Source organism: Bradyrhizobium australiense, assembly GCF_013114825.1.
Lineage (GTDB): Bacteria > Pseudomonadota > Alphaproteobacteria > Rhizobiales > Xanthobacteraceae > Bradyrhizobium > Bradyrhizobium australiense.
In genome coordinates, this window is the sequence record NZ_JAAVLX010000005.1 from 206,880 (window position 1) to 222,403 (window position 15,524).

Below are 15,524 nucleotides of genomic sequence, written 5' to 3' on the forward strand. Positions count from 1 at the left end.
ATTGACGCCGTCCGGTCAGAACCTGCGCGGTCCTGACGAGACGAACGAGCGGTGGGCTACGGCAAGCGCGCCGCGCTCGTTGGTTTCAAGGGCGATTTTCTGCGCCAGCATGACATCGCCGGCGACGAGGTCGCCATCGGGAACAAAGCACCATTTGCAGACATGCTGGCCGGTGCCGCTGATTTCCTCGATGTTCGTCTGCGTCCCATGATGGATCCGATAGCGCGTCCCGGTGTGGCTGCCGGTGACGTCGAAATATCGGAAACGCTCATAAGAGGCGCGCTGCTTCGGCGAGAGCCAATCCTTCAAGAGCGTCAGGGCTCGCGCCTCGGTCTCGAAGCGAAACGATTTGCTGCAGGAACCGGACCGCGCCACTGCCAGCGAAAGCGCTGACAGCAGCACCGTACCGAGCAACGCCAGGACGAACGAGCATATCGCAAGTACGATCTGCTGGGTCACTGCCGTCAGCCGCCAACAAGACGCGGATAAAACAGCGTTTCCTCCGCCGTCGGATCAAACGAGCGGATTACCCGTTGCTCGCCGGGCCCCGTTCGGACCGCGGCCGTAAAACCTGCACCGGTCAATTCCATAAAGCGCCGCTCGGCCTTTTCGACCTCTGCGCGGTCATGGATGTCGAATGTATGCCGGGTGTCGCCGGTACGATCCATCACGATCTGGGTTGCCATTTCACGCACTCCGAATTTGGCTGCCTGAGGAAGGTTGGCAGACCCGGGAGCTTTGGTTGATCGATTGGTGGCCGCACATCCCGGGTCCATGCCTCTCCTAAAACGGGACGGCCGAAGTTGGTTCCATTCATCGCGCGATAATGATTCTGATCATGGGCGTGGGGCAGTGTGATCACGATTACTGCAGCCGCGAGCCCCGCGACTGTCCGCGGGATGAGGCCGAAAAGAGACGCATCCCAATGTGCGACGCTCCGCCTGGGTCCGCGCCGGCGCCTTCAGCGAAATCAATGAGTTGACGTTAACAAAGCCTTAAGTCGGCCAATTCAAGATTCAAAACCGCAGGCGAGAGCGCTTCGCCGCAGAATCATTGAGGCCACGAGATTTCCGGGATGGGGCAAACGGCTGCCGCTGGAACTGGATCGCAGGGCCGCGCTTTGGCGCGGATGGCCCGGCTTTGCCTTGGCTGGCCGCTCGCTGTTGTCCTGTTGCTCGCCGGGTTCGCTATTTCGCAGCCCTGCCGGGCCGATGATCCCGTGAGGGGGGAGGCCACCTTCACGTCCGGAGGCGGCTTCGCGCGCCTGGTATTGAAGCTGGCCGAGGACGTCGAATCCGACGTTTCGACCGCGGGTTCGATCATTATCATCCACTTCAAGCGCCCGGTGGATATTCCCGTCGACAAATTGTCGGATGCCGTCCCCGATTATGTCGGCTCGGCGCGGCGCGATCCAGACGGCACGGCGATCCGGCTATCGCTGGCGCGGCGGGCAACCGTCAACACCATGACGGCGGGGGAGCGGATTTTCGTCGATTTCCTGCCTGATAATTGGACCGGTCCGCCGCCCGCGCTTCCTGCCGCGGTCGTTCGCGAACTGGCGGAGCGGGCGCGGGCCGCCGAGCGCGCGCTTCGCGCGCAGCTTGCGGTCGCATCCGCGAAAAAGAAGCCGCCGGTGCGTGTCCGCGCGTCGGTGCAGCCGACCTTCGTCCGCTTCGTGTTCGAAATGCCCGAGGGCGTCAACGTCTCGTCGGTGCTGAACGATCAGAAGCTGACGCTGCAGTTCAACAGCGTGCTCAATTTCGACCTGGCGGATGCTAAGGTGGCGGCGCCGCCGAACATCGCCTCGATCAACCAGCGGGCCGACGTCGACTCGTCCGCCGTCGACATCGTGCTGATCGGCGAGGTCGACGTGCATTCGTTCCGCGAGGAAAAGAACTATGTGATCGACGTCGCCTTCCAGCAGGTTGAAAAGCCCACTCTGGCCGAAACGCATGCAGCCAAACCGGTCGTGCCGGCCAAGCCGGGACCCGCCTCGCGAATTTCGCGCGACGAGGCGCTGAAGGAATCGCCGCCACCGCAGCAGCCGGCCGAGATTCCGCCAGTTACTTCGGAGATGATTGCCGAACAGGCCAGGATCGAAATCAAGCCCGCGCAGGTGAACGAAGCACCAGCCGCTGCGCAGGCCGCAATCCCTGCCATCGAAAAGGCGTCTCCGGTCAATGGCAACGCAATTCCCGCGACCGAGAAGATGGCTGCTGCACCGGAACAAACGTCGTCTCCGGCGGAAGCTGCGAAAGCGGCGCAGCCCGCCGAACCGATTCAGGCCGCCGCGGGAGCGCCAAAGCCCGTGGCTCCCAAGCAGGCTCAGCCCTCCGCGGAGCCGCCGACGAAGGCCGCGCCGGCAGCGTCCAGTCCGTCGCCGGAAAGTGGTGCCAAGGACAAGACGCCAAGCGTTGAGGCGAGGCGTGACAGCGACGGACTGCGCGTGACGTTCTCCTTTGCCGCGCCGACCCCGGCTGCGCTGTTCCGCCGTGCCGACACGGTGTGGCTGGTGTTCGATCAGACCAAGCCGGTCGATATCGAACCGATTCGTAGCAAGGGTGGGGCCATCATCGGCGATGTCAGCCGGCTGCCGCTGGAAAAGGGCCAAGCCATCCGTATCCGCCTCAACCGGCCGCAGATCCCTTCGCTCGACAGCGAAGGCCGCGCCAACGGCGCCGAGTGGACGCTGACTTTCGCCGACCGCGGCCAGACGCCGCCGCTCCCGCTGATGGTGCTGCGGAACATTACCGATCCCGCGCTCGCCAATCTCACCGTGCCGCTGGCCAATCCCGGCGCGATGCACCGGCTGGTCGATCCCGACGCAGGCGATACGCTGTGGGTCGTGACCGCGCCGCCACCGACCCGCGGCCTCATCAAGCGCCAGGATTTCGTCGAACTGTCGCTGCTGGAATCCGTGCATGGCGTGGTGGTGCATCCGAACTCCGACGATATCACCGCCGAGGTCGGCGCCGACAAGGTGATGCTCGGCCGGCCCGGCGGATTGACGCTGTCGTCCGCCGACGTCGCGGTCGAACGCGCCACCGCGGCAGTGAGGCCGCTGTTCGACGCCGATGAATGGCGCAAGAACCGGGAAGAAAAGTTTCTTGCCCGGCTGGATGCGCTGACCAAGGCCGCGGCCGCCGCGGGGCACGAGCAAAAGACGCACGCCCGCCTCGAACTTGCGAACTTCTACATGTCGCGCGGCATGTATCAGGAGGCGAGAGGGGTGACCAACCTCATCCTCTCCGAGACCGTCCCAGGGAACGAAGATGCCGCCGTGCTGATGGTGCATGCGGTGGCCAGCATCCTGATCGGCCATCCCGAGCACGCGCTGAAAGATCTTGCCAATCCGGCGGTCGGCAACGGCTACGATTCCCAATTGTGGAAAGGGTTCGCGTTCGCCCGTCAGGAAAAATGGGCGGATGCGCGTGAAAAGTTCAAGAACGCCGAATTCTCGATCGCCGCGCTGCCGCCGGAACTGCAGCGCATCGTTACGGCAGACGCAATGCGGGCTTCGCTCGAGGTGAAGGATTATGCCAGTGCCTCGCGGCGGCGCAGCGAACTCGAGGTGATCGGTATTCCAAACGAGATGAAGCCCGAAATGGCGGTGCTGCGCGGGCGCCTCGCCGAGGCGCTGGGACACGAAAAGGACGCGCTCGACGCCTACAGGTTTGCGGCGCAGTCCCGCGACCGGCAGGCGTCTGCGGAGGCGAGGCTGCTGGAGGCTCTGCTGCGGTACCGGCGCGGTGAAGTCGGCCGGACCGAATTGATGCGCGAAATGGAGACATTGTCGGTCATCTGGCGTGGCGACGAGATCGAGTTAAAGGCGCTGAACAAGCTGACCCAGATCTACGGCGAAAACGGCCGCTATGCCGAGGCGCTCGCCGCCGCCAAGACCGCGACGAAGCTGCAGCCCAACTCCGAACTGTCGCGGCAGGGTCAGGATGTCGCGTCCGCGCTGTTCATCGAACTTTATCTCGGCCAAAAGGCCGACGACATGAAGCCGATCGATGCGCTCGCCATGTTCTATGAGTATCGCGAATTGACGCCGATCGGCCGGCGCGGCGATGAAATGATCCGGCGCCTCGCGGACCGGCTGGCAGCCGTCGACCTGCTCGACCAGGCCGCCGAACTGTTGCAATACCAGGTCGACAAACGCCTCGAGGGCGCCGCGCGCGCGCAGGTGGCGGCCCGGCTGGCTATGGTCTACCTGGCCAACCGCAAGCCGGACCGGGCGATTACGGCGCTGCGCCTGACGCGGATCGCTGATCTTTCCGGCGAATTACGGCAGCAGCGGCTACTCCTGGAGGCACGGGCCCAGAGCGATGTCGGTCGCCACGACCTCGCGCTCGACATCATCTCCAACATCACCGGCCGCGAAGCGATCCGGCTGCGCTCCGACATCTATTGGGCGTCGCGGCAGTGGCGGGAGGCTTCCGAACAGATTGAACTATACTACGCCGACCGCTGGCGCGATTTCAAACCGCTGAACGCCGCCGAGAAGAGTGACGTGATCCGCGCCGTGGTCGGCTATGCGCTGGCCGAGGATGCGATCGGCCTGGCTCGTTTTCGCGAGAAATACGCGCCCCTGATGACCGGCGAGGCCGACCGGTTCGCGTTCGAGACCGCGAGCAAGCCGGCTGCGTCCAACAGCACCGAATTCGCTTTGATTGCCAAGATGGCCGCCAGCGTCGACACGCTCGACGGCTTTATCCGCGAAATGAAGATCCGTTTCCCGGATGCCACCGCCCGCGCGCCGCTATCGCCGGAAATCTCCAGGGGCGAGCCGGTCCACACCGGCGCGCTCCCTGCGATTATCGGCAAGAGCGCCAGCGCGGCGAGGTAACGGAAACCAAGCCTGCACCTCCGGTGAGAGCCGCAGCGGTTGCGCTAAACCTCCACGCGTTCATAATTCGTGAATTGAATTTGCCGCCGACCGGATCATGCTTGGGTCATCGATCGGTTCGCGTGTGACCGAATTTGACATCCAGATAATGGATGCCGGTTACCATCTCGGCGCCCCGAGTCGCCGTAATTGCACGCAACTTTCGAGCCGAGCTGACGCGGTCCCCTAGGTTATCAGTCAGCCCCACCTTCCTCTTTTTTGCGACGCGGAGATGCGTGCTAAATCGCAGCTATTGGCTGACTCGCGAAGTGCATTAATTTCCTCAGGTTTCTGCGGTCGCGCGACGCCGCGATGGCTATCGATGTCTCGAACTCCGGGACGAAAAACATGCTGAAACGATCACGTATCTTTTTCTTCGCGACTGCCGCGAGCTTCATCTTCATATCGCCGGTTATCTGGTTTGTTATGGATGCTGACCAGTATTTGAAGAACGCGAGCGCCGCTACATCAACCGTCGTGCGATCGGAGGCCGTAGCTCCGGGGTCTTTCAAGGTGGCCCACGCCGCTAACCAAACGACTACGAAGATACTTGAAATGGATCGGGCCAAGCATCGCGCTTTTTGGACCTCCGTTCTGAAAAATAAAAAGTTGGCTTGTGATGTTGTTGTTCGGAGCACCTACCAAGGCAGTGAATCCGGATTCGATAACTGGAGCGTCAGCTGTCAGGACGGTCACAGATATTCGATGAATATCAGCCCGGACGCGCAGGCCCCAGCCTGCACTCGAAACACCTTTGCCGGAATCTCTGAATAGCGCTTGGGAGGCCTGCTCCAGTGGCCTCAGATCAGACCAAACGCAAGCTCGCCGCTATTTTCGCCGCCGATATTGCCGGCTACAGTCAGCTGATGGGTGCGGACGAGGAGGGCACGCTGGCGCGCCTCAAGCAGCTCCGCAGCGAGCTGATCGATCCGAAGAACAAGCAGCATCGCGGCCGCATCGTGAAAACCACCGGTGATGGAATTCTAGCTGAGTTTCCAAGCGTCGTGGATGCAGTGCGTTGCGCGATCGAGGTCCAGCAGGGCATGGTCGAACGCAATGCAGACGTGCCGCAGGAGAAACGAATTGAGTTTCGCGTCGGGGTCAATCTTGGGGACGTCATGATCGAAGGCCGCGACCTCTTTGGCGACGGCGTCAACATCGCGGCGCGACTTGAGGGGATCGCCGAGCCCGGCGGCATCTGCATCTCTCAGACGGTTCTCAATCACGCGCGCGACAAGGTAGCTTTCGACGTCGAGGATGCGGGCGAGCAAAAGCTGAAGAATATTGCCCGGCCTGTCCACGTTTATCGCATCATCGTCAATCCCGGCCGGCGGCTTCCGACGCCCAAGGCTGAGGCTCCGGCGCTCGCATTGCCCGACAAGCCATCCGTCGCCGTGCTGCCATTCACCAACATGAGCGGCGATCCCGAACAAGAGTTCGTTTCCGACGGTATTGTCGAGGATGTGATCACGGCGTTATCGCGCTATCCCTCGCTGTTCGTTATCGCCCGGAATTCGTCGTTCACTTACAAGGGGCGAACGGTCGACGTGAGACAGGCCGGGCGCGAGCTAGGCGTGCGCTATGTGCTCGAAGGTAGCGTGCGCAAGGCGGGTAATCGCATCCGCGTCACCGCGCAACTGATAGAGGCGGAAACCAGCAATCACGTCTGGGCGGAGCGCTACGACCGCGATCTCGCCGATATTTTTGCTGTGCAGGACGAACTCACCGAAGCACTGACCACCGCGCTGGCCCCCGCGATTGCAGATGCCGAGCTGCGTCGTGCCATGCGCAAGCCGCCGGGGAGCCTTGATGCCTGGGCGGCCTATCAGCGCGGTCTGTGGCATCTGAGCAAAGCCACCGCGGATGATGATCCGAGGGCAGCGGAATTTTTCAGGCAGGCAATCGATCACGACCCGAATTTTGCCGGCGGCTACAGCGCGCTCGCACTGTATCAGCTGCAAGCGGCCGCAATTTACCAAACCCTGGAGCTGGCAGAGGCGCAACGTTCGGCCGAAGGCTTGGCCCGCCGAGCGGTCGCTCTCGATGGGGCTGATGCGGAAGCCCGTTCATGCCTCGGCTGGGCCTTGCATTCCCGCGGCGAGGCAGAGGGTGCGTTGGCGGAGATCGAGCGAGCTCTCGCCATGAGTCCCAACCTGGCGATCGCGCACGGCCACCGAGGCGCGACGCTGATCTTCGCGGGACGGCCGAAGGAGGGAATTACGGCTCTCGAAAAGTGTATCAGGCTCGATCCGCGCGATCCCTATCTGGCAGTACGTTTATTGCACATTGCGTGCGGTCTATATTTCTGCGGCGAATACGAGGCTTCGCTTGAGGCCTCGAAGCGGCTGTTGCGGTCGTATCCCGATTTTCCGATGATCTACCGCTGGTTCGCAGCGGCGCTGGGCCAGCTTGGGCGCACGGCGGGCGCGAACGAAGCATTGGAGCTGGCCGTTTCCCACGCACCGGCGGCCTTCGATATGTATGTTCGCAACAGAGTTCCGTGGTTTCGGCCGGAAGACCACGCCCATCTGGTCGAGGGTTTGCGCAAGGCCGGCTGGAAGGGTTGAAGCTGCGTTGAAGGGGCCAAATGCGAGCCCCAAGCACGTCCTATGGCGTGGACCCAATGCCTTCCCGACACGTTATCGCAACGCAGGGCCGATCGAAGCCAGCCATGGAAACATTTGAGGCTTATCTCGACAGGAAATATGAGGAAATCACGTTGCTGAACGATTTCCTCGGCACCCCTTTGGCGCTGCGGCGTCCGACCTCTGTGGCCGAGGTGATTGAGCACAAATTTCACATCGCCGCCGCCCTGAAGGCCGATCATGCGCTACACGATTGGGCGCTTACGGAAACGGCTTGGGCACATCCGGGCCGGCTGCGCGCCGGGCCGTTCGAGTTCAGCTACGACTATCAGCGCGCAGACCTCGAAGTACGCGGCCCATCCTTCTACCAGTTCGACCATTCGACATCGGCGAACCAGACCATCTATACGTCCTCGGGGATGGCGGCAATATCGGCACTGCTGCTGGCCTTCGCACGCTTGGTGTCTGAGGCGGACATCCTGGCTTTGCCCAGTGCCTATGGTGAGACCCTGGAGCTGATCGAAAATCATGCACGTCAGTTTCACCTAGTCCCGCTGAAAAGCTCTCCCGACGAGGTCGCCCCTGGTGCCGGCCAACCGCGAATTCTTCTGTTCGATTCATGCACGCCCGCCGCTGCATTCGAGGCGACCCTCCATTGCGCAAGGCCGCGCCTCGATCTCGTCATTTTCGACACGACCTGCTTCTCGACCGGCTCAGGGCGGATTCGACGGGTTGTGAACTGGGCGCGACGTTGGGAAGTCCCGATCGCGCTGGTGCGTAGCCATACCAAGCTCGACTCCCTCGGGGTGGAGTACGGCCGGCTCGGCTCGGCGGTTTTCGTCGCCTGTGAAAAGCACGTCGCCTCGGCCAAGCAGGAACGGCTGGAGGACCTCGCCAGCGAAATGCGCAATGCCGTGCGACTGTTTGGCGGCGCGGCCGTGCCTGCGCATTTCCCGCCCTATGTCGGAACGAAAGCGTATCGGGCTCTCACTGACAGGCGAATGGCCGCCATTTTGCGCAACAGCAGGCGGACGGCGCGCTGTTTTGCATCCGGGCTCGCCGGCTCGTCGGCGGAGCTGCATTTCGCGCACGGTCTCTATGTCACACTGGCGCCGAAGCGAGTGCTCGACGAGAAGCAGACGAAGCAAATGGCGGCGGATTTGTGCGACGACCTGAGAAGAGCCGGATTGCCGTTGCGGCATGCGGGGAGTTTCGGCTTCGATTTCGGCGCAGCGGAGTGGTTCCGCGATACTGCACGCAATCGCCACGTGGTCAGGATCGCGGTGCCCGATCTTCCGACGCCGCTGTGGGACCGGGTCGCCGGAGCCGTGGCGGAGTGGTGGTCAGCGCACGAGGAGGAAAAGTTTCAGCCCGCTGGCTTGCCCACGACTGCGCCCGTATAGGCAAATGGTGGGGCGACGTTCGTGGCTTTCTGCGGAGCGCGAACGTGATGGATGAAATCCTGCGCTGGGTGGCGACCGCCGGCACGATCGGCGCCGGGCTGATCCTGGCTGCCCGGGCGCGGCCACGAATTACCGGCTGGGCCTTCGTGGTGCTCGCCGCAGCATCGATAATCTGGATCGTCGTCGGCTATCTAACTGCGGAGTATGCGCTGATGGTGCAAAACGTCGTGGTGACGCTCATCAATCTGTTCGGCATCTACCGATGGCTGATCTGGAAGGGAAAGGTATGAAGTGGCCCGGCTCCGCCGAGTCGCGTACGAAAACGACTGCTCTCGGCCCGCCTGATTTCGTGTGACCACGATCTAGCCGCTCCGGGCCGCGAGTAACCTTTTCGCTGCGACAGCTGCTGCCGCTGCGTATTTGCGGTCGCCATGAACCAGGATCAGGGAGATTGCGCCCTCCGACAGCAGCCATATTTCACGCGCCAGTTCTCTCGGCTGTCGAGCGCCAGCCTTTCTCAAGCGATCTGCGAATTGAGCTTCGAGCACAGCCTTATGCCGGCGCGCGATGACGCGCGCCGGGTGTCCTGGCAAGTCCGCAAGCTCGATGACGAGCCGCGTAAATCCAGATCCCGCCCAACGCGGCCTGTCCGCCCAGACAGCTAGTTCGCGAAACAGCTCGTCAACGATCGCTTCCGGAGAGCCTGAAAGCGCGTCGCCGAAGGTTTTGAAGGCCGCCAACGCCAGGGCATGCTGCGCCTTGAGAACTGCGGCGAGCAGTTGGTCCTTACTTTCGAAATGATTGTAGAGCGTTCGTTTGGTGATGGCTGCGGCTGAAGCAATCTCGTCCATGCTCACCCGGCTATAGCCGCGACGGCGAAATAATACGTAAGCCGCGTCGAGAATGCGTTGTCGCGTCGCTTCGGCGGACCTGGGCATGAGGACAATCCCAACGAATGTATACCGTACAGTGAAACTACACCCGATTGCGGCCTGCTTAAATCCGCCGGCCTGGCAATTCCGCCAGCCGTCGACTCCGGAGGGCTGTCGTGCAGGGAGCGACATTGAAGCTGAGGGGCATCAGAGCGCGCGCTGTCGTGCTCAAACTCAGGCGGCCGGTCGTGGTGCGAATCGCTACGATATCCGAATGGCCGCTCGTGCTGATAGACTTGGAGACTGAGGAGGGCATTGTCGGCCGCAGCTATCTGGAGCCCTATGTCGTCAAGTCGATGCGTTACCTGGTCCCGGCGCTGCACGATCTTGGGACGATGCTCAAGGGCCGGCGTGTAGCGCCGCTCGAGCTGTTCGATGCTGCGAGGAAGTCGCTTCATTTTGTCGGCTATGAGGGACTGTCGATGATCGCGGCCTCCGGCCTTGATATGGCCGCATGGGACGCCTTGGCGAAGGCCGCGCAGCAGCCGCTTTGTGTGCTGCTCGGCGGTTCGGTCGGGCCGGTTAGGTCATACAACAGCAATGGACTATGGCTCGTTGATCCCGAGGCCGCCGGGGCCGAAGCGCTTGAAATTCGGGACGAAGGCGGTTTTGAAGGCATCAAGCTGCGGCTTGGGCGAAACCGGCTGCGGGACGATACCGCCGCGCTGGAGGCTATTCGTAAGGCAGTCGGTGACGAAGTGCACCTGATGGCCGACTTCAACCAGGGACTGAATTTCGCCGAGGCTCTCGAGCGGTGCCATGCCATCGATGATTTTGGGCTGGCGTGGATCGAGGAGCCGATTCTGTATGACAATTTCGACGGATACGCGCGGCTTGCCGCCGAACTGAAGACACCGCTGCAGATAGGCGAAAACTTCTACGGACCGCGCGATCTTCACAAGGCGCTGCAGATGCGGGCATGCGATCTTGTGATGCCGGACTTTATGCGCATCGGCGGCGTTACAGGATGGCTGAGGGCGGCCGCGATCGCTGGTGCGGCCGGCACACCCATGTCCACGCATCTTTATCCCGAGGTGGCCGCACACGCGATGCGAGCGACAGAAACGGCTCACTGGCTCGAATGGCAAGACTGGGCGGACCCCATTCTGCAAAAGCCTTTCGAATTAAGGAATGGCTTGCTGCACATTCCGGACGTGCCCGGAGTTGGAATCGCGTGGGATGAGGACGCTGTTGCCGCCCACCAGGTCGATCTGTAGCAAACGTCCTGTCTTAGCGGTGATCCCAGCTTCGACGTGCTGCAGCCCAATTTTTGACGAGTTGGCCCACTAGCGAAGGCTTCAGCGTCTCTCTGGCGCCTCTTGCAATCGTCTATAGCCAACCGCCCAAGACGGCCGTCCGATGCCACTGACCCGGGACCGAATCATAGGACACGACAACGATCGCTTGGCGTTCAGGTTCACCATGCTGAACGACGCGGATACGGTCGAGTGCCAGATCAGCGACGCCGCGATGGACGAACTTGGAGGCGTCAAGGGTACGGAGAGCATGGCAAGACAGGCGCAGTTCTTGTCGTTGAGGGATACTGTCGAGAGCATCGCATCGGATATTTTCGACAAGGGGCCGTGCGTGAAGGGCCAGATCGTCAGGATCTTCACCAAGCACATTCAGAAATTGTCGGTATCATCGGTAGACCCGATCGGGACCGGCTCGGAGGCCGACGCGGACCAGGCCGCTTCGCTGCGGATCATTGCCGAAACCAGGCCGGCAAGCGCGGCACAGTAACGCGGCGTCCTTCCGTCGGCCTCGATAACGGCTGCATGACTTTCTGAGAATGAGGGGCAATCGCCCCTTCACGTCGTAAAAATTCGCCCAGGGTTGAGAATGTTCTTCGGGTCGAGCGCGCGCTTGAGCGTGCGCATGGTTTCGATTTCCTCTTCGGTGCGGCTCATTTTAAGGTAGGGCCGCTTCAGGATGCCGATGCCGTGTTCGGCCGAGATCGAGCCGCCGAATTCGCCGGTGATGTCGTAGACGAGCTTCTCGAATTCATCGTGCTTGTCTGGCGTGTGCTCGTGATGCAGTTGACATGCAGATTGCCGTCGCCGGCATGGCCGAATACGATGGCGAACGCTTGCGGGTCAATCGCCCTGATACGTGCTCCGATCGTGTCGACATATTCCTCCATCCGGTCGACGGCGAGGCTGACATCGAAGCCGACGCGAGCGGTGTGAGGGAAGGTGCGGCGCAGTTCGATGCTGGAATCGCGGATGCGCCAGATCGCGGCGGCGGATGCATGCGAGGTCGAAATCGTGGCGTCGAGGATCAGGTTGTCTCCCATAGCCGTATCGAGCAGTTTCTCGAGATCGGCATGAATGCGCTCGGGATCGCCGCCGGAGGCCTCCAGCAGAATACAGAACGGATGATGGGTCGGCAGCGGTCCGGCCACGCCCTTCACGCGCTCGACGGTGAGGCGGTAGTAGGCATTCCACATCACCTCGAATGCGGTCAATTCGCCGCCGAGACTTTGCCGCGCCAGCTTCAGGAATGTCGTGACCTGTCCGAACGAGGGCAGGGCGCACAGCGCCACCTGCCGCTCCGCCGGCGCCGGAAAGACGCGTAGCGCGGCACTCGTCACGATGCCGAGGATGCCTTCGCTGCCGATGAAAAGCTGCTTTAAATCTGCCGGTGTTGTTCTTGATGTATTTGCGCAGGCCCTTCAGAACGGTGCCGTCGGCGGTGACCTCGAGGCCGAGAATCAGGTCACGCGTCATGCCGTAGCGGATGACGCGGTTGCCGCCGGCATCGTTCGAGATGTTGCCGCGGATGGTGCAACTGCCGCGCGCGCCGAGGTCGAGCGGAAACATCAGGCCGTCCTGCTCGACCCGAGCACCGGATTGCCGGCGAGCTCGTGGTGATAGCGCGCGTCGATGTCATTGCCTGATAGCACCGCGCCCTAGCCGAGCGCGTTGTGCAGTTCGTCGACGAAGTCCTCGGACATGCCCCTGCCTCTTCCTTACGCGGAGTTTGGCTGAAGCTTTACATGCGGCATGACCGGCAAGAAACCCGGTCCGGCGAGGGGACTAGCGTTTTTGAAGGCTATCGTGATCCGTGCCGGTATGATTGTGGCCGACGTGTCACCTTCAGCGACGATGGTTCGCTTTTTTCCCGCCGCTCCGGCTCAATCGACGTGATCTGGTTGCAGGCGTCGCACTTGTAGACGTAGACGAGTGGGCGCAATCCGATCCGGGGCAGCTTTCCGATCCTGACGGTGCCCACGCCGCAAATCTCGCAGCGCGGCGGCAGACCGGTCTCTGAATGCGGAACGGGCATATCAAGCACTGAGCAAAAAATGAAAGTACCAGCGAGAGTGGCTCTTGATTGCATCTTAATCGTGGATAATTGACTCCGTAAGACTACGAGGTTAGCGGCGAATTGACCGTCGGTGTCGATCTTTTGCCACCAAATCGGCCCCGACCGGGCATCCAAACAACACACTGCGCAGTGCAAAGTGGGGGCACCAGCGCGCTACCACACGAAATCTATCCGGGATCGAATCGGGCCGGATCCTACATTTGTGAGGCGTGCAAAATGTCTTCCACCAATGGTCACGATACATCGATGCGAGCAGCGCTGGCAGCCGCAGAAGCTGCGGCGTCCCGTCCATCGCCTGCCGACACATTCAATATCGACCGGGAAGGGCCGGCGAAAAGTGCCGGAAAATTTCGGGCGCTGCAGCAAAGATTCGAGAAACTGAACGAATATTGCGATGAGACGGTTGCCGAAATCCGCGCGTCGCTTGAGCGGGCGCCGCCGGGCTAATACATGATCCGAAAGAGGGGGCAGCGGTTTTCTTGGAGCAGCGCAAAGTGCTTGCCAGGAGTCGAATCGTGCCAGCGTTTGCGGCAGATCGAGGCGAGGCGGGCGGGTTGCCCTAAAGTGAATTCCATACCGAGCGGCCCCTTGCACCGGAGGGGGTAATTCTGGTTAGAGGCCCGGGGTCCTCGGCACTCCGGGCCTCACCTTTTTTCGATCGAAACAGACATCACGAGGCGGATGGCGCTTCGGCAATGCCTCACTTCTTCTCGATCTTGGTGACGGCGTCCGCCTTTTCGATTTTCGTGATGGTCTTGGTTCCCGGCGTTTCGCTCACGGCGAAGCTGACTCTGTCGCCGGCGTGCAGCGCGTTTAGCCGCGCACCATCCTGAATCTTGAATTCCTCGGTCGCGGCGCCGGCGTTCGCCCCTGTGGTGCCTTCCGGCATATCCTTGATCGAGATGGTGCCGCTGATCCGATCTATTTTGGTCACCATCCCGGTTCGCGTTTGCTGGGCAAGAGCCGACGTCCCGGCGATGCTGAGGGCCGCGGCGGCAGCCATAATCATCCCTGCGATTTTCATGGAAACACTCCCGGCTGTAGGGCGTCTACCATAAGCCGGGATTGTGGCTTTAGTTCCACGCCGGAGCGGCATTGCGGCTTTTCCTTCTCGGAGCACATTAGGGCAACGACGGCTCGCCGAGCGAAGCCGCGGCGGGCCCGCGCAACGAAGGCGATGGCCGGTTGTGATGAATCGGAACGGAAAAAATTTTAGGCCGCGCCGGCCTCGGGCTCGAGCTCGGTTTCCGTCACCGTGCGGTTGCGGCCGAGCCGCTTGGCTTGATAAAGCCCGCGGTCGCAGCGCTCGACCATGGCTTCCGCGGATTCGGCGAGGCGGAATTGGGCCACCCCGATTGAAACGGTGATGCTGCCGATTTCCTTGCCCGTCGCGCGACGCGTCAGGCGTGCTTCGGCGATGCGGCGGCGAATGCGCTCGGCGACGGCTGTGCAAGCCTGCAGATCGGCTCCCGGAAGCACCGCGATCAATTCCTCGCCGCCGTAGCGGGCGGCGAGATCGACTTCGCGAACCCCTTCCTGCAAGACCTTGGCGACCAGCCGAAGCACCTGATCACCGACCTGATGGCCATAATCGTCGTTGAATTTCTTGAAATGATCGATGTCTATGAGGAAGACGCTGAGCGGCTCGTCCTTTTCCATCGCCGCGATCTGGGCGAGGCGAAGAAATTCATCCATCGAGTGCCGGTTGGCGAGCCCGGTCAGCGCATCGGTGTTGGAGCGTTGCTCGGCCGCCTTGAGCGAGTCGCGGATGCTGTCGAGTTCCTCCGAGGTGGCGGCGAAGTTTGCCTCCAGCGTTGCGGCTCGCGCCGTCGCCTTTGACAATTCGTCCACCAGCTTCGCAATGATCGTTCGGGGATCGCTGGTGATAGCGGCTTCGGAGGACACTTCGCCGAGCGCCTTGATATGGGTGCGATTGTCGGTGACGGCGGCGTTGAGGAATTGCTGGGCAGTGGCGATCAGGCCGCTCAACTGATCGGGAAGGTCGCCCAGCGGGTCGACGCCAGACTGCGGCGCCACATAGGTAATATACAATTCGTGGTTGATAGCCGGGTCGAACTTGCGCCTGCCCGCGACCAGAATGTCGATCGTCTTTCGCAGCGCCAGCGAGCTGCCCAGGGAATATTCGAACCAAACGGCGAAATTGGTCGGAGTCGGAGGGACCGATTGCTGCGACATCAACCGCATAGCCCGGTCGGCAATTGTCGTGGCGTATTCGACATCCATGTCGCCGATCGGCTGGCCTGCCATTTCTGATCCGGTGATGCGTTTGGTAGGTCTGTTCCCTGGCATCCATTGTGCACGAAGGAACTAATCTCAGCTTAAATTCCCTGGGAAACTCCGCAGCAAATACGTAATGAATGTTGAC

13 protein-coding genes and 3 pseudogenes are annotated in these 15,524 nt (G+C 61.7%); 9 read left to right on the plus strand and 7 right to left on the minus strand.

Features of this window, described 5'->3' with window-relative positions; genetic code table 11:
• Positions 1-15: 15 nt before the first annotated feature.
• The gene (locus HCN58_RS17130; protein ID WP_171580836.1) at positions 16-381 is read right to left on the minus strand and encodes a hypothetical protein; all 366 of its coding nucleotides are present in this window, start codon (positions 379-381) and stop codon (positions 16-18) included.
• Positions 382-464: 83 nt separating this feature from the next.
• Entirely contained in the window at positions 465-686 is a 222-nt protein-coding gene (locus HCN58_RS17135; RefSeq protein WP_171580574.1) for a hypothetical protein, read from the minus strand.
• Positions 687-1,075: 389 nt separating this feature from the next.
• Between HCN58_RS17135 and HCN58_RS17140 the strand changes: the two genes are divergently transcribed.
• The 6 genes and pseudogenes from HCN58_RS17140 (at position 1,076) to HCN58_RS17160 (ending at position 9,166) form a co-directional block, all read left to right on the plus strand.
• Positions 1,076-4,849: a tetratricopeptide repeat protein gene (locus tag HCN58_RS17140; RefSeq protein WP_171580575.1), complete on the plus strand. Its 3,774-nt coding sequence runs from the start codon at positions 1,076-1,078 to the stop codon at positions 4,847-4,849.
• Positions 4,850-5,200: 351 nt separating this feature from the next.
• A complete protein-coding gene (locus tag HCN58_RS17145; RefSeq protein ID WP_171580576.1) occupies positions 5,201-5,662 on the plus strand; it encodes a hypothetical protein in 462 nt (153 codons plus the stop codon).
• 92 nt (positions 5,663-5,754) lie between these two features.
• A pseudogene (locus tag HCN58_RS37435) lies at positions 5,755-6,111 on the plus strand (adenylate/guanylate cyclase domain-containing protein); the annotation flags it as partial.
• A gap of 147 nt (positions 6,112-6,258) precedes the next feature.
• Positions 6,259-7,455, plus strand: a complete 1,197-nt coding sequence (locus HCN58_RS17150; RefSeq protein ID WP_235983677.1) for a hypothetical protein — start codon at positions 6,259-6,261, stop codon at positions 7,453-7,455.
• 104 nt (positions 7,456-7,559) lie between these two features.
• Positions 7,560-8,876, plus strand: coding sequence for a hypothetical protein (locus HCN58_RS17155; RefSeq protein ID WP_171580578.1), 1,317 nt, complete (start codon positions 7,560-7,562; stop codon positions 8,874-8,876).
• Between the two features lie 44 nt (positions 8,877-8,920).
• Entirely contained in the window at positions 8,921-9,166 is a 246-nt protein-coding gene (locus HCN58_RS17160; RefSeq protein WP_171580579.1) for a hypothetical protein, read from the plus strand.
• A gap of 72 nt (positions 9,167-9,238) precedes the next feature.
• On the opposite strand, the gene HCN58_RS17165 is transcribed toward HCN58_RS17160, so the two are convergent.
• The gene (locus HCN58_RS17165) at positions 9,239-9,940 is read right to left on the minus strand and encodes a TetR/AcrR family transcriptional regulator (RefSeq protein WP_171580580.1); all 702 of its coding nucleotides are present in this window, start codon (positions 9,938-9,940) and stop codon (positions 9,239-9,241) included.
• Between the two features lie 32 nt (positions 9,941-9,972).
• Between HCN58_RS17165 and HCN58_RS17170 the strand changes: the two genes are divergently transcribed.
• A complete protein-coding gene (locus HCN58_RS17170; RefSeq protein ID WP_311966835.1) occupies positions 9,973-11,025 on the plus strand; it encodes an enolase C-terminal domain-like protein in 1,053 nt (350 codons plus the stop codon).
• Between the two features lie 142 nt (positions 11,026-11,167).
• A complete protein-coding gene (locus HCN58_RS17175) occupies positions 11,168-11,551 on the plus strand; it encodes a DUF1488 family protein (protein WP_171580582.1) in 384 nt (127 codons plus the stop codon).
• Positions 11,552-11,619: 68 nt separating this feature from the next.
• On the opposite strand, the pseudogene HCN58_RS35845 reads toward HCN58_RS17175, so the two are convergent.
• Both HCN58_RS35845 and HCN58_RS37440 read right to left on the minus strand, forming a co-directional pair.
• Positions 11,620-12,401 (minus strand): annotated as a pseudogene (locus tag HCN58_RS35845) (FAD-binding oxidoreductase).
• A gap of 139 nt (positions 12,402-12,540) precedes the next feature.
• Positions 12,541-12,630, minus strand: a pseudogene (locus HCN58_RS37440) (hypothetical protein); the annotation flags it as partial.
• A 568-nt stretch (positions 12,631-13,198) separates the two neighbouring features.
• Here HCN58_RS37440 and HCN58_RS17190 point away from each other — a divergent pair.
• Entirely contained in the window at positions 13,199-13,585 is a 387-nt protein-coding gene (locus HCN58_RS17190; RefSeq protein ID WP_171580584.1) for a hypothetical protein, read from the plus strand.
• A gap of 253 nt (positions 13,586-13,838) precedes the next feature.
• On the opposite strand, the gene HCN58_RS17195 is transcribed toward HCN58_RS17190, so the two are convergent.
• On the minus strand, positions 13,839-14,162 hold the full coding sequence (locus tag HCN58_RS17195) for a copper-binding protein (RefSeq protein WP_171580585.1): 324 nt from the start codon (positions 14,160-14,162) through the stop codon (positions 13,839-13,841).
• A gap of 188 nt (positions 14,163-14,350) precedes the next feature.
• Positions 14,351-15,334: a GGDEF domain-containing protein gene (locus tag HCN58_RS17200; RefSeq protein WP_171580837.1), complete on the minus strand. Its 984-nt coding sequence runs from the start codon at positions 15,332-15,334 to the stop codon at positions 14,351-14,353.
• Positions 15,335-15,524 lie beyond the last annotated feature (190 nt).

Excerpts from the sequence above, each read along its gene's own strand:
- HCN58_RS17135 (WP_171580574.1), bottom strand. The coding sequence starts at position 686 with ATGGCAACCCAGATCGTGATGGATCGTACCGGCGACACCCGGCATACA.
- HCN58_RS17140 (WP_171580575.1), top strand. The coding sequence starts at position 1,076 with ATGGGGCAAACGGCTGCCGCTGGAACTGGATCGCAGGGCCGCGCTTTG.
- HCN58_RS17145 (WP_171580576.1), top strand. The coding sequence starts at position 5,201 with ATGGCTATCGATGTCTCGAACTCCGGGACGAAAAACATGCTGAAACGA.
- HCN58_RS17155 (WP_171580578.1), top strand. The coding sequence starts at position 7,560 with ATGGAAACATTTGAGGCTTATCTCGACAGGAAATATGAGGAAATCACG.
- HCN58_RS17165 (WP_171580580.1), bottom strand. The coding sequence starts at position 9,940 with ATGTCGCTCCCTGCACGACAGCCCTCCGGAGTCGACGGCTGGCGGAAT.
- HCN58_RS17175 (WP_171580582.1), top strand. The coding sequence starts at position 11,168 with ATGCCACTGACCCGGGACCGAATCATAGGACACGACAACGATCGCTTG.
- HCN58_RS17195 (WP_171580585.1), bottom strand. The coding sequence starts at position 14,162 with ATGAAAATCGCAGGGATGATTATGGCTGCCGCCGCGGCCCTCAGCATC.
- HCN58_RS17200 (WP_171580837.1), bottom strand. The coding sequence starts at position 15,334 with ATGTCGCAGCAATCGGTCCCTCCGACTCCGACCAATTTCGCCGTTTGG.